15 protein-coding genes, 1 pseudogene and 1 riboswitch are annotated in these 14,547 nt (G+C 50.8%); of the genes and pseudogenes, 6 read left to right on the forward strand and 10 right to left on the reverse strand.

The genetic code is table 11. The features are described from left to right. Positions 1 to 74: 74 nt before the first annotated feature. A riboswitch (Lysine riboswitch) is annotated at positions 75 to 244 on the reverse strand. A gap of 132 nt (positions 245 to 376) precedes the next feature. Then, positions 377 to 946, forward strand: coding sequence for a cysteine hydrolase family protein (locus tag M8332_RS05385; RefSeq protein ID WP_252779792.1), 570 nt, complete (start codon positions 377 to 379; stop codon positions 944 to 946). Positions 947 to 974: 28 nt separating this feature from the next. Here M8332_RS05385 and M8332_RS05390 read toward each other — a convergent pair. After that, positions 975 to 2,386, reverse strand: a pseudogene (locus M8332_RS05390) (APC family permease). Positions 2,387 to 2,509: 123 nt separating this feature from the next. Between M8332_RS05390 and M8332_RS05395 the strand changes: the two are divergent. Then, entirely contained in the window at positions 2,510 to 3,385 is an 876-nt protein-coding gene (locus M8332_RS05395) for a LysR family transcriptional regulator (RefSeq protein WP_252779794.1), read from the forward strand. Between the two features lie 25 nt (positions 3,386 to 3,410). On the opposite strand, the gene M8332_RS05400 is transcribed toward M8332_RS05395, so the two are convergent. Continuing rightward, complete coding sequence (locus tag M8332_RS05400) at positions 3,411 to 4,076, reverse strand: phosphatase PAP2 family protein (RefSeq protein WP_252779796.1); 666 nt, start codon at positions 4,074 to 4,076, stop codon at positions 3,411 to 3,413. Positions 4,077 to 4,218: 142 nt separating this feature from the next. On the opposite strand from M8332_RS05400, the gene M8332_RS05405 reads away from it, so the two are divergent. After that, positions 4,219 to 5,064 carry a sulfite exporter TauE/SafE family protein gene (locus tag M8332_RS05405; RefSeq protein ID WP_252779797.1) on the forward strand — a complete coding sequence of 282 codons (846 nt, stop codon included), beginning with the start codon at positions 4,219 to 4,221 and terminating at the stop codon, positions 5,062 to 5,064. Next, the gene (locus M8332_RS05410; protein ID WP_252779799.1) at positions 5,064 to 5,447 is read left to right on the forward strand and encodes a DUF1634 domain-containing protein; all 384 of its coding nucleotides are present in this window, start codon (positions 5,064 to 5,066) and stop codon (positions 5,445 to 5,447) included. Before M8332_RS05405 ends, M8332_RS05410 begins: the two co-directional genes overlap by 1 nt. A gap of 20 nt (positions 5,448 to 5,467) precedes the next feature. Here the strand turns inward: M8332_RS05410 and M8332_RS05415 are convergent, their stop codons facing one another. Next, on the reverse strand, positions 5,468 to 5,929 hold the full coding sequence (locus M8332_RS05415; RefSeq protein WP_252779801.1) for a threonine/serine exporter family protein: 462 nt from the start codon (positions 5,927 to 5,929) through the stop codon (positions 5,468 to 5,470). A gap of 10 nt (positions 5,930 to 5,939) precedes the next feature. Next, the gene (locus M8332_RS05420; protein ID WP_353937849.1) at positions 5,940 to 6,770 is read right to left on the reverse strand and encodes a threonine/serine exporter family protein; all 831 of its coding nucleotides are present in this window, start codon (positions 6,768 to 6,770) and stop codon (positions 5,940 to 5,942) included. A gap of 98 nt (positions 6,771 to 6,868) precedes the next feature. Here M8332_RS05420 and M8332_RS05425 point away from each other — a divergent pair, with 98 nt between their 5' ends. Continuing rightward, positions 6,869 to 7,216 carry a hypothetical protein gene (locus tag M8332_RS05425; RefSeq protein WP_252779802.1) on the forward strand — a complete coding sequence of 116 codons (348 nt, stop codon included), beginning with the start codon at positions 6,869 to 6,871 and terminating at the stop codon, positions 7,214 to 7,216. A 47-nt stretch (positions 7,217 to 7,263) separates the two neighbouring features. Here the strand turns inward: M8332_RS05425 and M8332_RS05430 are convergent, their stop codons facing one another. From M8332_RS05430 to M8332_RS05450, 5 genes are all read right to left on the reverse strand, one after another. Next, positions 7,264 to 8,163: a cation diffusion facilitator family transporter gene (locus M8332_RS05430; RefSeq protein WP_252779804.1), complete on the reverse strand. Its 900-nt coding sequence runs from the start codon at positions 8,161 to 8,163 to the stop codon at positions 7,264 to 7,266. A 49-nt stretch (positions 8,164 to 8,212) separates the two neighbouring features. Next, positions 8,213 to 8,653 carry a nucleoside 2-deoxyribosyltransferase gene (locus M8332_RS05435; protein ID WP_252779805.1) on the reverse strand — a complete coding sequence of 147 codons (441 nt, stop codon included), beginning with the start codon at positions 8,651 to 8,653 and terminating at the stop codon, positions 8,213 to 8,215. Between the two features lie 19 nt (positions 8,654 to 8,672). After that, positions 8,673 to 9,080: a hypothetical protein gene (locus tag M8332_RS05440; protein ID WP_252779806.1), complete on the reverse strand. Its 408-nt coding sequence runs from the start codon at positions 9,078 to 9,080 to the stop codon at positions 8,673 to 8,675. A 19-nt stretch (positions 9,081 to 9,099) separates the two neighbouring features. Next, positions 9,100 to 9,975 (reverse strand): RluA family pseudouridine synthase, encoded by an 876-nt coding sequence (locus tag M8332_RS05445; protein WP_252779807.1) that lies wholly within the window; start codon positions 9,973 to 9,975, stop codon positions 9,100 to 9,102. A gap of 81 nt (positions 9,976 to 10,056) precedes the next feature. Next, positions 10,057 to 11,262 carry an MFS transporter gene (locus M8332_RS05450; RefSeq protein ID WP_252779808.1) on the reverse strand — a complete coding sequence of 402 codons (1,206 nt, stop codon included), beginning with the start codon at positions 11,260 to 11,262 and terminating at the stop codon, positions 10,057 to 10,059. Between the two features lie 167 nt (positions 11,263 to 11,429). On the opposite strand from M8332_RS05450, the gene M8332_RS05455 reads away from it, so the two are divergent. Further along, positions 11,430 to 12,383 carry a DUF4097 family beta strand repeat-containing protein gene (locus M8332_RS05455; protein WP_252779809.1) on the forward strand — a complete coding sequence of 318 codons (954 nt, stop codon included), beginning with the start codon at positions 11,430 to 11,432 and terminating at the stop codon, positions 12,381 to 12,383. A 60-nt stretch (positions 12,384 to 12,443) separates the two neighbouring features. Here M8332_RS05455 and M8332_RS05460 read toward each other — a convergent pair whose 3' ends face one another. Further along, positions 12,444 to 14,543, reverse strand: a complete 2,100-nt coding sequence (locus M8332_RS05460) for a heavy metal translocating P-type ATPase (protein ID WP_435370789.1) — start codon at positions 14,541 to 14,543, stop codon at positions 12,444 to 12,446. Positions 14,544 to 14,547: the final 4 nt, after the last annotated feature.

Raw genomic sequence — 14,547 nt, forward strand, 5'->3', positions numbered from 1 at the left:
TTTTTAACGCTACTAAAACCTAAAAAAAGACCCTTCTTAATCCAGAAGAGTCCCCACTTTGCCATTCGTATTCCGTCTGCTAAAGCGCTCCGCATGCAAGTGCGACAGTCCTTGATTTGTTGAACCAAGGCCCAACCAGCTGGGTACCAACCATCCGATTTCGGCAACGTTCCCTTTCACCTGGGTTCAATGGGCTGGTGCCCTCCGCCGGGTTACTGATGAAAATTGCTCCTCTTTTTAGATTTCAAATTTAGATTTTCAATTATGCAATTCTTTTAGTAGTATAGAAGTTTCTCAACTAAAATGCAAATCACCCCATCAGCCGCTGGCTTTGCTATACTAAGGAAAACAAGGAACTTAGAAAGGAGTCTTGTTCATGTCTCATACTAATCAACCCGCCGCGTTACTAATTATCGACTATACCAACGACTTTGTCGCACCAAACGGCGCCCTGACACTCGGAGAACCCGCCCAGGCGGCCGAACCGGCGATTATCAACATCGCTCAGCGCTTCTGGGAAACGGGCCAGCTGGTCATCTTGCCCACTGATTTACACCACGCCCACGATCCCTACCACCCCGAAAGCAAGCTCTTTGCCCCGCACAACCTCGCCGGCAGTTGGGGGCGGCAATTTTACGGTGAACTCGAACCCTGGTACGAGGCACACCGAGCGGAACCCACGGTGTGGGAGATGCCCAAGACCCGGTACAGCGCTTTTGCCGGCACGGATCTTGACCTTCAACTCCGGGCGCGGGGCATCACCGAACTCCATCTCACGGGAGTAGCCACCGACATCTGCCTGTTGCATACGGCAGTTAGCGCCTATAACCTGGGTTATCAACTGGTAATCCATCCGCACGCCACCGCAAGCTTTTCGCCGGAAAACCAAGCCTTTGCCCTACAACACTTTCAAACCGCGCTCGGCGCTCAACTGATTAACGACTAAAAACAGGATGGCTAAGGCCATCCTGTTTTTAGTCTGTTGCGTTACGGTGTTGCAGTTTAGAGTGCCACAGACCGTAGCTAAAGTACACTACCAACCCGATTGCAAGCCATATCCCCACTGCAACCTTGGTGGTGGGCAGCATCATGATGAAGTAAATGCTACACAAGCCGGCCAAAACCGGTAGGACTGGGTACCACGGCATTTTAAACCCATCGTTTGGAAGGTCTCGACGGTGCCTAAGGGGAATAATTCCAAAGGAAATGCTGGCAAAGGCCAGCAGGGTCCCCGCGTTAATCAGCGAAGCCAGTTGGGCTAGCGGAACAACTCCCGCGAAGAAGGCTTGAACGAGTAAGGCGACCACGACAGCGTTCCTGGGCACCTTCGACTGAGCATGAACCTGCCCCATCTTTTTCGATAATAAGCCGTCCCGACCGAGGGCGTAGACTAACCGAGACCCCCAAAGAACATCGTCACCATGGCGGTAAAGATTCCAAACAGCGCCCCAATGGTAATCAACTTGTTCCACCCATCGAGGTGAACCAAGTGAAGGGCATAGGCAGCGGGATCATCCACGTTCAGTTTGGTGTAGGGCACCATTCCGACCAAGACCAGTGAGAACGCCACGTACAAAACAACAGCAATTAGAACCGTGCCCAGGATCCCCCGGACCACGTTCCGCTGTGGATTAATCGTTTCTGCGGAGTTAGCTGCCAGCGCATCGAACCCGATAAAGGCAAAGAAGACCGTGGCCGCGGCGGTTGAAATTCCACCAAGGCCGAAGGGCGCGCCATGGAATTGCTTCGGATAAAAGGGAACGTAGTTACTGGATTTAATGTAAAAAATGCCGATCCCAATGAAAATGATGATAATTGCAATTTTGACCAGCACCGCGGTGTTTTCTACCTTTTTCGAAAGGTCCGCTCCCTTCACGATGATGAGCGCGATAACCACGATAATCAGGACCGCCGTCAGGTTGACCACTCCCCCTTCCAGCGGGCCTGCTTGCAACGCCGCCGGTAACTTAATGCCGACCGGAGCTAATAGGTTATTGTTAAAGTAGGCCGCAAACCCGGTGGCCTCGGCAGAAACGGCTAAGAAATATTCCAGAATCAAGGCCCAACCAATCAGCCAACCAATAATTTCTCCATAGATTACCGTTCCAAATGAGTAGGCGGATCCGGCAATCGGCATTGCGGACGAGAATTCCGCATAGGCCATCCCAACGACCCCCGATAGTAAGGCCGCTAGTAAGAAGGCGACCGCCACCGCGGGACCAGCATGCTGGGCAGCTTCGTGACCGGGCAGAATGAAGATCCCGGTTCCAATCACCGCCCCGATCCCGAGGGCCACTAAGTCCCATGCGGTTAAGGTCCGGCTTAAGCGGGCATCCGCCTTGAGGTAGTTAGCAACTGATTCTCGCTGAAAAATGCGTTTAAACATAAGCGTCTCCCCTTCGTGCTCGGGCTAAGCCGAGCCAATTTCATTGACGTCTTTTATCTTACCCACTATACTTAGATAAGTAAAATTAATCTTTTCAATTTAAACATTAGGAGAACTGATGTAATGAATCGTTTTGTCGTGTTCCAAAAAATCATTGAAACCGGGAGCTTTACGAAGGCGGCCCATGAACTCGGGTATACCCAGTCGGCCATTAGCCAAACCGTGGCCGGGCTTGAGGCCGAGTTTAACGTGCAACTGCTTAAACGATCCCGCCGGGGCATCAGTTTGACCCCCGCGGGCGTTAAACTTTATCCCGAATTTCAACGCTTGTTACGTCAGTACACGGAGGCCCAGCACCTCGCCCAGCAAATCAACGGTCTGGAAACCGGAACGGTCCGAATTGGTGCGAGCAATAGTATCTCGCGCTACTGGTTGCCGGGCTTAATCAAGGGCTTCGAACAACAACACCCGCACGTCCACTTCACCCTCTTTCAGGGTGATTATGACGAAATCCGCGCGGACGTTGATAGTGGCAAAGTTGACCTCGGATTTTTAAAACAGACCCGAGCCAAGGGTCTGACCACCGTACCGCTTAAACGTGAGCGATTGCTAGCGGTGATGCCCACCGACCATCCGTTAGCCGATCAGGCGGTCGTTTCTCTCGCCGCTTTAAAAGCCCAGTCGCACAACCTGATTTTGATCCCCGAGGGCACTCACAGTGACGTCCGTGCGGCATTTGCATCCTTGAAAATTAACCCCAACATTAAGGACCAAATCCAAGACGACTATACCGTCCTAGCCATGGTAGCAGCCGGGCTCGGGGTGAGCCTGGTCTCTGAGCTAATGGTCGGTAATTCCGACTTTCACATCCACGCGGCGGCCACTGAGCCAGAAATTGCCCAAGCAATCGAACTTGCCTACCAAAATCATGCTAGTCTGTCCGTGGCCAGCCAACACTTTTTAAACTACGTGGCTTCCCAACGGGACCAGTTGCCATAAAAAAAACTCCCCGCCGGGAGCTTTTTTAATAGTTACTATTTTGAAATCCCTTGATGGTCGCAAGCCGGGGCGCATACCGCACGTAAAGGTATTCGGCCACTTGCAGCCAGGCATAGGCCAAGGTCACCGCGCCCACTACGTCACTAGGAAAATGGGCATTTAGGTAAATTCGGGACAGCATTACCAGAATCAACCAGAGGATTAGCATCATCCGCACAATCCACATACTCGTCCGGTCATTCAGCATCGGAACCAACACGATCCAAATGATACTTAGCACTAGAACCGTTCCCAGCACGTGCCCACTCGGGAAACTGTACCCCGTATCCTTCAGCAGGTGCATCGGCGGCCGATCCCGGGCCACTAAGTTTTTCACCACAAACCCGAGGGCATCACCACCAATCAGTAAGCAGATGGTAAACACGGCCGGAATTTTATCCCGACCGCCCCACAGGATGAAGGCTAATAGAATCATCCAAATGACGTCCAGCTTGGGACTCGCGATGAAGCTAACAATGGTAAACAAACTGGTCATAAAGTTCGAGTCCCAATGTTGCACCCCACCGATTACCAACGTATCCAAAAAGTTAACGAACCCGGAATTAGTTTTAACGGCCACGGCGATTATAATCGTCAGGAGGGTCGCAATCACTAATTTATACGGGCGACTTGGGTCCTTTTTAATTATCATGTCTTTCTCTTACCTCCAGATTCAGTCAATACGCTTAGTATAGCATATTCTCGTGGTTAAACCACGCACCGAACCGTTCGAATCTGCGTCTAGCTGTGAAGTGCGTTACAATAAACTATATTTTAATTAAAGGAGAATCATCATGCTAAATAGTATTTTACTAATGCTAGTGGTCGGCGTCTTGGTCGGCATCCTCGGTGCCATTCTCGGGATTGGTGGGGGAATGATCATCACCCCCGTGCTGACCCTTGGAATGGGATTAGACATTAAATACGCGATCGGCGCGAGCCTGATTGCCGTCATCGCAACGAGTTCGGGGGCGACGATTGCCTACCTCCGTGATAACGTCCTCAACTTACGGGTAGCCATGTTTTTAGAGATTGCGACCTCCGTCGGAGCCATCGTCGGCGCCCTCTTGACTGGAATCTTAAATCCCGTGTTCCTCTACCTTTTGTTTGGTCTCCTCCTGTTCTTTTCCGGCGCGAACATGGTTAAAAAGCTGTGGGGAAAAAACAGTGACCAAATTACCCACCAGGATGACAAACTGGCTCAGGACCTGCGTCTCAACGGGTCTTACTACGATAAGAACCTCCACAAAGAAATTGACTACGGAGTTACTAACGTCCCGACCGGATTTTCCATCATGTTTGGAGCAGGAATTGCGAGCGGACTGCTCGGCATTGGTTCTGGAGCGTTTAAGGTCATTGCCATGGATACCTTCATGAAGATGCCGCTCAAACCCTCGAGTTCGACCAGTAACCTCATGATGGGAGTTACGGCAGCTGCTAGTGCTACAATCTACTTCTTTAACGGTTCCATTCTGCCCCAGATTGCCGTTCCCATGGCTCTCGGGATTATCGGGGGAGCCGCGCTTGGTTCCCGGATTATGCAAATCATGCCGACCCGGCTCATGCGGATCATCTTTATTCCGATCCTCTTGTACCTCGGCTTCCAAATGATTCTCAAAGGATTTGGGGTGTCAATCTAATGAAACCAGAAACAAAAAACGAAACTCAGGAAATGCACCGGGTGGAAATGACGATTGGAACCATCCTCCGCTGGGGGGTAATTGTGGCAGCCACCATTATGATCGTGGGCCTGCTCTTCTACCTCGTAGACGGCAGCTTGGGAGTGGCTACTAACTACCACGTGCAAAACTTCCATCAACTCCTTCAGGGCCTGATGGCCGGTAAACCTTATGCCATCATGATGGTCGGCATTTTTGCCTTGATTCTCACGCCCGGGTTACGGGTCGTCGTCTCAATCTACTCCTTTTACCGGGAACACGACCGTCTCTACGTCATCATCACCAGCTTGGTGCTGCTGATTCTCTTAACCAGCTTTGTCCTCGGCATCGAATTTCAAGTTTAACCAACCCAAAAACGGAGTCCCTATAAGGGACTCCGTTTTTGAATGAGGCGCCGTTTCATGTAATAAAACAGTTGAATAAACAACTCTGCTAGTAAAAAGCCCATTGCGATTGAGCCGGCAATCATAGCGACCTGAGTCAGGTAGAAAAACGCCATGTGGGGTTGGTTTAACGCCACGTACTTCATAACCTGGTAGGCTTGTCCCCCCGGCACGAGCGGGACCAAGGCCGGCGTATTAAAGACAATCACCGGCATTTTTTTGTAACGCGCCGCAATCATCCCAAAGATTCCAATTGCAAAGGCTCCCACGACGTTGGCGACTACGTACCCACCGATGTAGGTAAAGTACGCCAGGTACACGAGGTAGCCCGCCACCGCCACGACGCCCCCAAGGTTGAGTGCCCGGGGTGAAACGTTAATTAACAAGGCAAAGCCTAACGTAGCCACATAGACGCCCACAATGACAATCACTAAATGTAACATTTTGCCTCACCTATCCTAACCAAATCAATGCGAGCGAGACCCCAAACCCGAGGGCACAGGCACAAATCAGCGCCTCCACCCCACGTGCTGGACCACTAATCAAATTCCCAGAGATTAAGTCCCGGACGGCATTCGTAATCGGAACCCCCGGAACAAGGGGCATGACGGCCCCAATGATGATGTTATCGGTACTTTGCCCCAGCCCGAGCCGGACCGCGTAAATGGCCATCGCACCGATTGCCATTGCGGACACAAACTCACTGATGAAACTGGCCTGCACCCGCAGGCTAAGCTCATGAAAAATCAGCCAGCCAAACATCCCTACCAGGCTGGTGATGAAAAAATCCGGGAGATCATTGTTAAAGACCACGGTGATCGCTCCGGATAAGACCGCGGCGGCCACCATCAACAGCCAGAAGGGATAGTAGAGGCCAATGTGTTCCACCTTGAGCAACAAACGGTAAAACTGAAAGATGGTCAACTTGTGTTCGGCAAACCGCCGCGATAGTTTGTTGACGGCGGCAATCCGGCGTAAATCAAAGTTACGTTGCTCCACTTCCTTGATCTGTGCGCCAGCCTCGTCGTTGGCAGAAATCATGAGTCCGGTAATCGTCACGTAGGCGTTTAAATCGTCTAACCCCGCGTTCATGGCAATTCGTTTAATTGTATCTGAAACCCGATTCAGTTCGGAGCCGTTTTCAATTAAAATTTTACCCGCGAGCAGACACGTCTGGACGACCTTATTTTTATATGATTGCGTTTTTTTGCGTTCCTGTTTGCGCACCGTAAGCACCACCTTCGTTCCAATTGCTGTACTTACCAGCCTACTATATTTGGCCACGTTTTAAAACCAAACTGGAAAAATGATTTTACGAATTTCCTCGTTATCGTTATAATTAACAAGATAACATTTGGGCACAACCGCACAGGAGGATTAGCATGAGTGATAATCAATCATTTTCAGAGTTAAATGCAACCGCACAGGAAAAGGCCATTGCCGACTTTGTTCCCTTTTACGTCTCCCTCTTAAACAACGAAGAACTCGATGTCATGGCTTCATTTGACTTTAATCACGTCATCGCGGACATCAACCGCACCATCATGGACGTTAGCAACCAGGTGCCCGCAGAAATTTGCGCATTTTCAGCCAAATTTAATCACGAAGACTACCAAACGTTACTAAGTCAACTTCCCCAAACCTTTTTCGCGAATGGGAACCCAACCACGGACTGGCGCGAATGGTATGTCACTGAAACAACCAAGCTCGATCCCTTTGCTACTTTATAAGTACGTACCAAAAAAGCAATCTCTTCAAAGAGATTGCTTTTTTTCGGCTAAATATCATAATCACGGTCATAAAAGAAGGCTTCATCAGCACCCTGCGTCGTTTCTGGTTGAATGGTCACATGCTCAATCTGATAGCGATCCTGTAAGACCCGGTTAATCTGGGCATACAGCTGTTGCACCTCGTTCAGCTCCATGTTGTCCATGTTCACGTGGGCCGAAAACACGATGCTATTTTCATCAACCATCAAGGCGTGCACGTGGTGCACCTTCTTTACACCGGGAATCGCCAGTAAGTCGCGGTTAATTGCGGCGTAATCTAGGTGCGGCGCACACTCCATTAAAATCGACACCGTCTTTTTGATGACCGGCCAGCTTTCCACCATAATGTAAACCGCCACCACCATCGTAATCAGGGGATCAATGAAGGTCCAGCCGGTCCAGAGGATTAGCCCCCCACCAACGATAATCCCTAACGAGGCTAGCGCGTCACTTAACAAATGGAGGTAGGTCGCCTTCAGGTTTAAATTATGCTGCGCACCCCGGTTTAGGAGCCCAGTTGACAAGAGATTCGCAGCCGCACTAATTACCGCCACCCAGATCATCACGCCACTTTCAACGGGCGCCGGGTGCCAGATCCGAATGACAGCTTCCCCTAGTAAAAAGAGCGACAGCAGGACCAAAAAGAGCGCGTTAAACAGGGCTGCCAGAATCTCGGCCCGTTTAAACCCGTAGGTATTCACCCGCGTTTGCTTTCGCTTACTCAGCACGTGAGCCCCATAACTAAAGATGATTGACAACGAATCTCCTAGGTTATGGGCCGCGTCAGACAGTAACGACAAACTGCCCGACAGCACTCCCCCGATAAACTCTAGGAGCGTAATTGCCGAATTTAACAACGTCACGCTTAAAAAACGCCGCCCCGTTAGTTGTTCTTCTCGTTCTGGCATCCGTTTCTCCTTTGCCACCCTGATTTTAATTGGCGCCCAGTCTGCCTAGTTAAATGAATTCACCATCGTATTCGTTAGCGGGAAGGGTGTTAAAGTCATAGTCGGAAAGGGCTGCCGGACTCGTTAAGTAGGCATGCAAACTTTCCCCAATCATGAGGTTAACCGTGCCGGTCTTTTCATGGAGCACGATAACCGGCGTCCCCAATTGAACCGCATAACCGATCTCAAAGGCCGTACCACTATCCACGTGGTCCTCGGTAAAATCAATGATGGCCACTACCGCCTCCGCAGCCCGCAAATTTTTGATATCCGCCTGGTAAATTTCAGTGGCCCAGGGTTTCGTAAACTGGGCATGCTGGGTGGATTGGTGCTTACGGGGGGAGAAAAAGTCCCGAACCGTGGGGTTGGACGTCAACGCCTGTTCCACTTTCTCAATGCGTGCAATCTGATCCTCGCTAAAAAATGGACCAGCTAAATAAATTTGTGCCATCAGTTGTGCTCCCTTCCGCTTACGCGTCCTGTTCGACCATTCGCCAATCGCCTTCGTTGGCCTTCGAAATTTGGGTTAAGAAATGTAACACGTTTTCCGCCCGTTGTGAATCGTGCTCGTTCAACTGGTTTAATCCTGCTCCGGTATTCATCGGTTGGCTGAGCTGAAATTCACCAGCTTCATCAGCAGTTCCGGTGGCAAAGGCCACTACAGTTTCGCCCGTGGCAATCTTCGTCACGATAAAGAATAGAGAAAAGTCATCCTCATCGGTCATGTACGCTGGCATCGCCCAGATGTCGGGGGCAATTTCACTCATTTCATATTCCATAAACTTGTAGTCTTTATGATTCTGCTGGGTAACCGGCGTTTTTAAGGTAAACATTAGCTTCGCAAACGCGGGCTCCCCCAACTTAATTCCATCTTCCACGGTTTTAGCCTCCTTCATGTCACTCATATTTTAGCATATCTGCTGGCAGGGGCGCCGTAAAATTCCGCTCCTGCCCCACAAAGGGGTCATCAAAACGCAGTTGCGCCGCATGGAGGGCCTGCCGGGTCATCCCCTGATAAACCGGCCCACCGTATAGTTGGTCCCCGAGTAAGGGATGCCCCACAAACGCAAAGTGGACCCGAATTTGGTGCGTCCGCCCCGTGTGCAACTGCACTCGAACCCGGGTACAGGTTGCTCCCGCCTTTTCCACCCAGTATTCGGTCCGCGCGGCCTGACCGTTTGCAGTCACCTGTCGGGCAATCTCTGTTCCAACCCGTCCAATCGGAAAGTCAAGCACGCCATGGGGCTGATCAAGCTGGCCAGTCACCACGGCCTGGTATTCCTTGTGAAGGGCGTGCTGGGCGAGAGCCTGGTTTGCGTAGCTATTGGCGAGCCGATCCTTGGCTACCAGCACCAAGCCACTGGTAAAGCGGTCGAGGCGGGTAATCACGTGGGGGCGTAAATCGGTGGCACCGGCAGCGATCAAATGCCCTTTGACCCGATTCACCAACGTATCGGTGCGGTTCGTAGGCCCGGGGACGCTGGTTAACCCCGCCGGCTTATTCAGCACCAACCAGTGATCGTCTTCAAACACAATCGCTAGGGGTCCCTGACTGGCCGGCACGTTTGGATCACTAAGTTCGGGGGGAAAGGTGACGGTTAGGGTTTCTGCGGGCGCAATTAACCGGGTCGGGGTAACTAGGGTTCCGTTGACCAACAGGCTCTCTGGCTGCCGTTTCACTTCTTGATACAGGCGGTTACTGACGCCCGCTGTGGTTAATAATTTTTTAACGGACAGGAATCCTGCCGTGTGATTTTGAAACTGGGCTTGCATTCTACTTCTCCAATTCATCAAGGGGGAGCCTAAAAATTGCTCACAACCAACTGGTCGTGAGCAATTAATGGCCATGTTTAGTTAGCGAAACAGCTTGTGGCGAATGAAGAGGAGATCGTAAATCCCGATGCCCCCCATAATTAACAAGCCAATCCCAGAGACCCAAAAGGCCAACCGGGGACTGTTGGAACTAAAGACCTGATTGATACTGCCTAAGACCACGGGCGCTAGAAAAATCCCAACGTTACTCCCGATTAACAGGATGGAAGTGGTCACGTTTAAAGTTCCCTTAGGGGCAATGTCCGTTGCCACGTTCAAGATGTAGGTCACCACCATTGTATCCAGCATCGTTACCAAGAACATCCCTAGGGCTGCCGTAAAGAAGCTGTGCGCGAACCCGACGATTAACTGACTAACTCCCGTGGCAATCAGAGCAAACGGCAACATGAACTTCCGAAAGGAACTCAGGGCGTTTCCAAACAGGATCCCCCCCATCAGTCCAAAGAACGGGGCAATACTGATAATCATAGCCGATTGTGCAATCGTTCCGATGTGAGTATTTTCAATAAACGACGACAACCGAACCGTTGCTCCCACGTAAGTTACTTGGTAGGCCGCTAGTAACATCGTCCAAAACACAACGTCCGGATTGAGCCGTGGTGAGTGCTGATCCACTTCCATTTTGGGCTCTTCCTTTGGTTCTGGAACAAAGTAATAGAACAAGCCTGCGACCGGAAAGGCCAGGGCGTACACAAGAAACGAACTGTGCCAACCGTAATCAACTAACAGGGCCCCGGCAATGTAGGCACAAATGGCATTCCCAAGCATTTCAAACCCACTACGGTACCCCATAAGGCGGTCTTTCAGTTTCCCTTCAAAGAAGGTTCCAATCAAACTAACCGCGAGGCCGTTAATTAACCCGAGCCCAATTCCAAAGCAGAACCGGGACAAGAGCACCACGTAGTAGTTGGTCGCTACCAGCGGGATGATCCCAAACACCCCACTGATGCCGAGCCCGACTAACACCGTGCGTTTGGGTTTCATGTACTTGGCAACCCAGTTGCTCAACAGCAACATGATGATTACAGCGAGGGATGGCATCGTGGCAATGATTTCAATGGCGGAATACGAATGCCCCGGAAAGGCCTTCTCCCACTGAGGCACCGCCGCCGATACTGATAATGAACTCGCGAGGACCAGTGAAACTGCTAACAGGGAAAACCGCATCATTGGCGAATACGTCCCCCGTACCAAATCTGAAAATTTGAACCGTTTCATCTTTGCCATGCCTGTTACTCCTTTGTCGATAAATATAATGCGAATGGCGTACCATTCGTTCTCGTACCAGTATAGAAAAAGCCACGCCGAAATAAAAGGTTTCTTCGCGATTTCTTGCTTGTGATGGAGAAAAAACCGTGCTAAATTTAAAAGAAACGTAAGAAAGGATGTTTCCCATGTACAAAAAAACCATCGGGGTGGCCGTGCTCGGCCTCGCCCTGGCGGCCGTCCCCACCGTCCTGACCCCACCTTCATCACTGGCGGCCAGCTCACAAACCCAAACAGTCAAAAATACCGCCCAGCTCGATACCTTAGCGGTCAACGTGCCGGCACAGGTCACCGTGAAATCAGGAACCGAATTTACCGTGCAATCAAACTTTCAGGGACAACAAAAACCCGAAGTTAGTAAAAACGGCGATCACATCGAGGTCACCTTTAAGGACCAGAAACGTTGGGATGCCATCAAAAACACCCACCAGAGCAAGCACCAGGTGGTCATTACCCTCCCTAAGATCACCAAGCCTAAGACGGTCAAGATTAACTCCGGCCCCCTGAACTTTAAAACCTCAACTCCCATTCAAAACTTTCAGGCCTCCAGTAACGGAAGTAATCTGACGCTGAACCAAGCGCACTTCAAAGTAACCAAGCTGGAAAGTGCCAACGGGGACGTGCGGAGTAAGGACAGCGACCTCGGGCAAACTTCAATTAAGTCCGCGAGTGGAGACGTCTACTTTAAAAACACCAAAGCGCAGTCCATCCAGATAGAATCCGGCAGTGGCGACGTTGCCTTTGAAAAGGTCGATGCCGACCGTCCCGTTAAGATTAACAGTAGCGCGGGCGACATTGCCCTGAACCAAACCAACTTAACCAAGGTTACGCTGAACTCCGGCAGTGGAGAAATTGAAACCCACGATCTAATCGCCAAGGACCTTACCCTGAACAGCGGTTCTGGTGACGTCACCATGACGAGCCAGAAGCCAGCCACGTACGACCGACTGAAACTGAACAGTGAATCCGGCGACGTGCAGATTAAAAATGCCAAGATTAACCACAGTAGCATTAATCCTGATGGTGGCGATTTGGACTTACAACACGTGTCCATCAAGCACAAAGAAGATCAGAATAACTAGAGCTAGTTCTACCACAAAAAAGGTGTTACTCAGTTTTTGAGTAACACCTTTTTTTACGCATTAATTTTCTTTTTTCAAATGTAACGTCAACGCATTGGCAGCCACAATCACCGTTGATAGCGACATGATGATTGCTCCCACTGCGGGAGAGAGGACAATCCCAATCGGAGCCAGGATTCCGGCTGCTAGGGGCATGGCGATAATGTTGTAACCAGCTCCCCACCAGAGGTTTTCCACCATCTTGCGGTTCGTAGCCTTGGCCAGGTCTAAGAAGTTGATGATATCTTCCGGATCACTACGGACTAACACGACGTCCGCGGAATCAATGGCCACATCGGTTCCGGCTCCAATCGCCACCCCAATGTTCGCCCGGGAGAGACTCGGGGCATCGTTAATTCCGTCTCCAACCATCATCACGTCATTCCCCTGGGCTTGCGTCTTGGCAATGACCTGTTCCTTATCCTGGGGCAAGAGTTCGGCGTGGTATTCAATGTCACCTAGTTCATGCGCCACTCGTTGCGCTGCTAACTTATTATCACCCGTTAACATCACAGGTTTAATGTGCATCCGTTGCAGTTGTTGCATCAACCGGTGCGACTCCGGCCGCAACACGTCTCCTTGCGCCGTTAAGCCCAACACCTGCTGTGCTTGGATCAGGTAGCTGACTGAGTTTCCAGCTCCCGCGAGGGTTTCAAACTGATTCCGATCATATGGCAAGTGGTGTTCGTCCAAGTACTTGGCCGTCACAATCTGGTAGAACTTGCCGTTGACCGTTCCGGTTACCCCGACCCCTTGAATGGCTTGCATGTCAGTGGCGGGCGTGATGGTTAAGCCCTGCTTTTTGGCTTCACTAACCAAGCCGGTTGCCAAGGGATGGCTGGAGTTCGCTTGCACGTCGGCAAACAGGTTTAACAGCTCCTGCTTCGATAGGTCACTCGTACTAATCAAATCGTTTAGTTGGAAGACCCCCTTGGTCAGGGTTCCGGTCTTATCCATGAAAACGTAGTCTAAGTGTTTAACTTCTTCTAAGGCCTGCCGGTTTCTAACTAGCAACCCGTTTTGGGCTCCAATTGAGGTACTCCGGGCAATCACGAGGGGGACTGCCAAACCAAGGGCGTGGGGACAAGCGATTACGAGGACCGTAACCATCCGTTCCAATCCCACGCTAAAGCCGCTGATAATGGTCCATACTACCAGTGCTAAAATCCCAATGATTAAAGCCGCGTAGAAGAGCCAGCGGGCAACCCGATTGGCAAGCGTTTCGGACTTTGATTTTTCCTTTTGGGCCTGTTGTACTAACTTAATAACCTGGGACAAGTATCCGTCACTGCTCGTGGCGGTCACTTCAACGTGCAAACTACCGTCACCGTTCACGGAACCACCGATCACCTTGCTCCCGGGTTGTTTGGTAACCGCCTTGGCTTCCCCCGTTACCAGTGCTTCGTTGACCGCACTGGAACCAGAAACGACTTGACCATCGGCCGGAATCTTTTCGCCTGGTTGAACCACAACGACCTGCTTCGTTTGCAGTTCACTCACCGGCACGTCCTTGGTTTGGTCGCCCGTCGTGATTAAGTAGGCCGTGTCTGGTAATAAGGCGGCCATTTTTTGCAGCGCATTCCCAGCGTTCGTCACCGCACCCATTTCAATCCAATGCCCTAACAGCATAATCACAATCAAGCTGGCTAATTCCCAGAAGAAGTCCATCACGTGGGCCTTGGGATTAATAAAGGTTTTGATGACAAACGAGTATAAACTGTAGAGGTAGGCCACCGAAATCCCCATCGTAATTAGCGTCATCATCGCTGGGGCGTGCGCCTTTAGTTCTCCCTGTGCGCCTGAGAAGAATGGTTCTCCCCCATAGAAGAAAAGAATCGTTGAAAGAATCATTACCACCCAGTTAGAACCAGGGAACGTCATTTGAAAGGGCAAAACAATCCCCATGAAGGGTGACAATAATAGGATTGGAATCGCTAAAATAAGGGAAATCCAAAATCGTCGCTTAAAGTTGCCCATGTTCATCATGTGACCACCGCCCATGTCCATTGACATGGAACCGTGGTTCATCGAGCCGTGGTTCATCTGCATGCCACTCCCTGATGACATGTTCATGTTGTGATCCATGTGCTGCATCTCGTGGCTGTGTTCTGTTGGTTTCATAATC

The sequence above is a fragment of the Fructilactobacillus ixorae genome, from assembly GCF_024029915.1.
In the GTDB taxonomy this organism is placed as follows: Bacteria; Bacillota; Bacilli; order Lactobacillales; family Lactobacillaceae; genus Fructilactobacillus; species Fructilactobacillus ixorae.

What these genes read in the sequence shown, in the direction of transcription:
- M8332_RS05450 (WP_252779808.1), bottom strand. Translation starts at nt 11,262, where the DNA reads ATGGCAAAGATGAAACGGTTCAAATTTTCAGATTTGGTACGGGGGACG.
- M8332_RS05455 (WP_252779809.1), top strand. Translation starts at nt 11,430, where the DNA reads ATGTACAAAAAAACCATCGGGGTGGCCGTGCTCGGCCTCGCCCTGGCG.
- M8332_RS05435 (WP_252779805.1), bottom strand. Translation starts at nt 8,653, where the DNA reads ATGGCACAAATTTATTTAGCTGGTCCATTTTTTAGCGAGGATCAGATT.
- M8332_RS05445 (WP_252779807.1), bottom strand. Translation starts at nt 9,975, where the DNA reads ATGCAAGCCCAGTTTCAAAATCACACGGCAGGATTCCTGTCCGTTAAA.
- M8332_RS05395 (WP_252779794.1), top strand. Translation starts at nt 2,510, where the DNA reads ATGAATCGTTTTGTCGTGTTCCAAAAAATCATTGAAACCGGGAGCTTT.
- M8332_RS05425 (WP_252779802.1), top strand. Translation starts at nt 6,869, where the DNA reads ATGAGTGATAATCAATCATTTTCAGAGTTAAATGCAACCGCACAGGAA.
- M8332_RS05400 (WP_252779796.1), bottom strand. Translation starts at nt 4,076, where the DNA reads ATGATAATTAAAAAGGACCCAAGTCGCCCGTATAAATTAGTGATTGCG.
- M8332_RS05430 (WP_252779804.1), bottom strand. Translation starts at nt 8,163, where the DNA reads ATGCCAGAACGAGAAGAACAACTAACGGGGCGGCGTTTTTTAAGCGTG.
- M8332_RS05415 (WP_252779801.1), bottom strand. Translation starts at nt 5,929, where the DNA reads ATGTTACATTTAGTGATTGTCATTGTGGGCGTCTATGTGGCTACGTTA.
- M8332_RS05460 (WP_435370789.1), bottom strand. Translation starts at nt 14,543, where the DNA reads ATGAAACCAACAGAACACAGCCACGAGATGCAGCACATGGATCACAAC.
- M8332_RS05405 (WP_252779797.1), top strand. Translation starts at nt 4,219, where the DNA reads ATGCTAAATAGTATTTTACTAATGCTAGTGGTCGGCGTCTTGGTCGGC.
- M8332_RS05385 (WP_252779792.1), top strand. Translation starts at nt 377, where the DNA reads ATGTCTCATACTAATCAACCCGCCGCGTTACTAATTATCGACTATACC.
- M8332_RS05410 (WP_252779799.1), top strand. Translation starts at nt 5,064, where the DNA reads ATGAAACCAGAAACAAAAAACGAAACTCAGGAAATGCACCGGGTGGAA.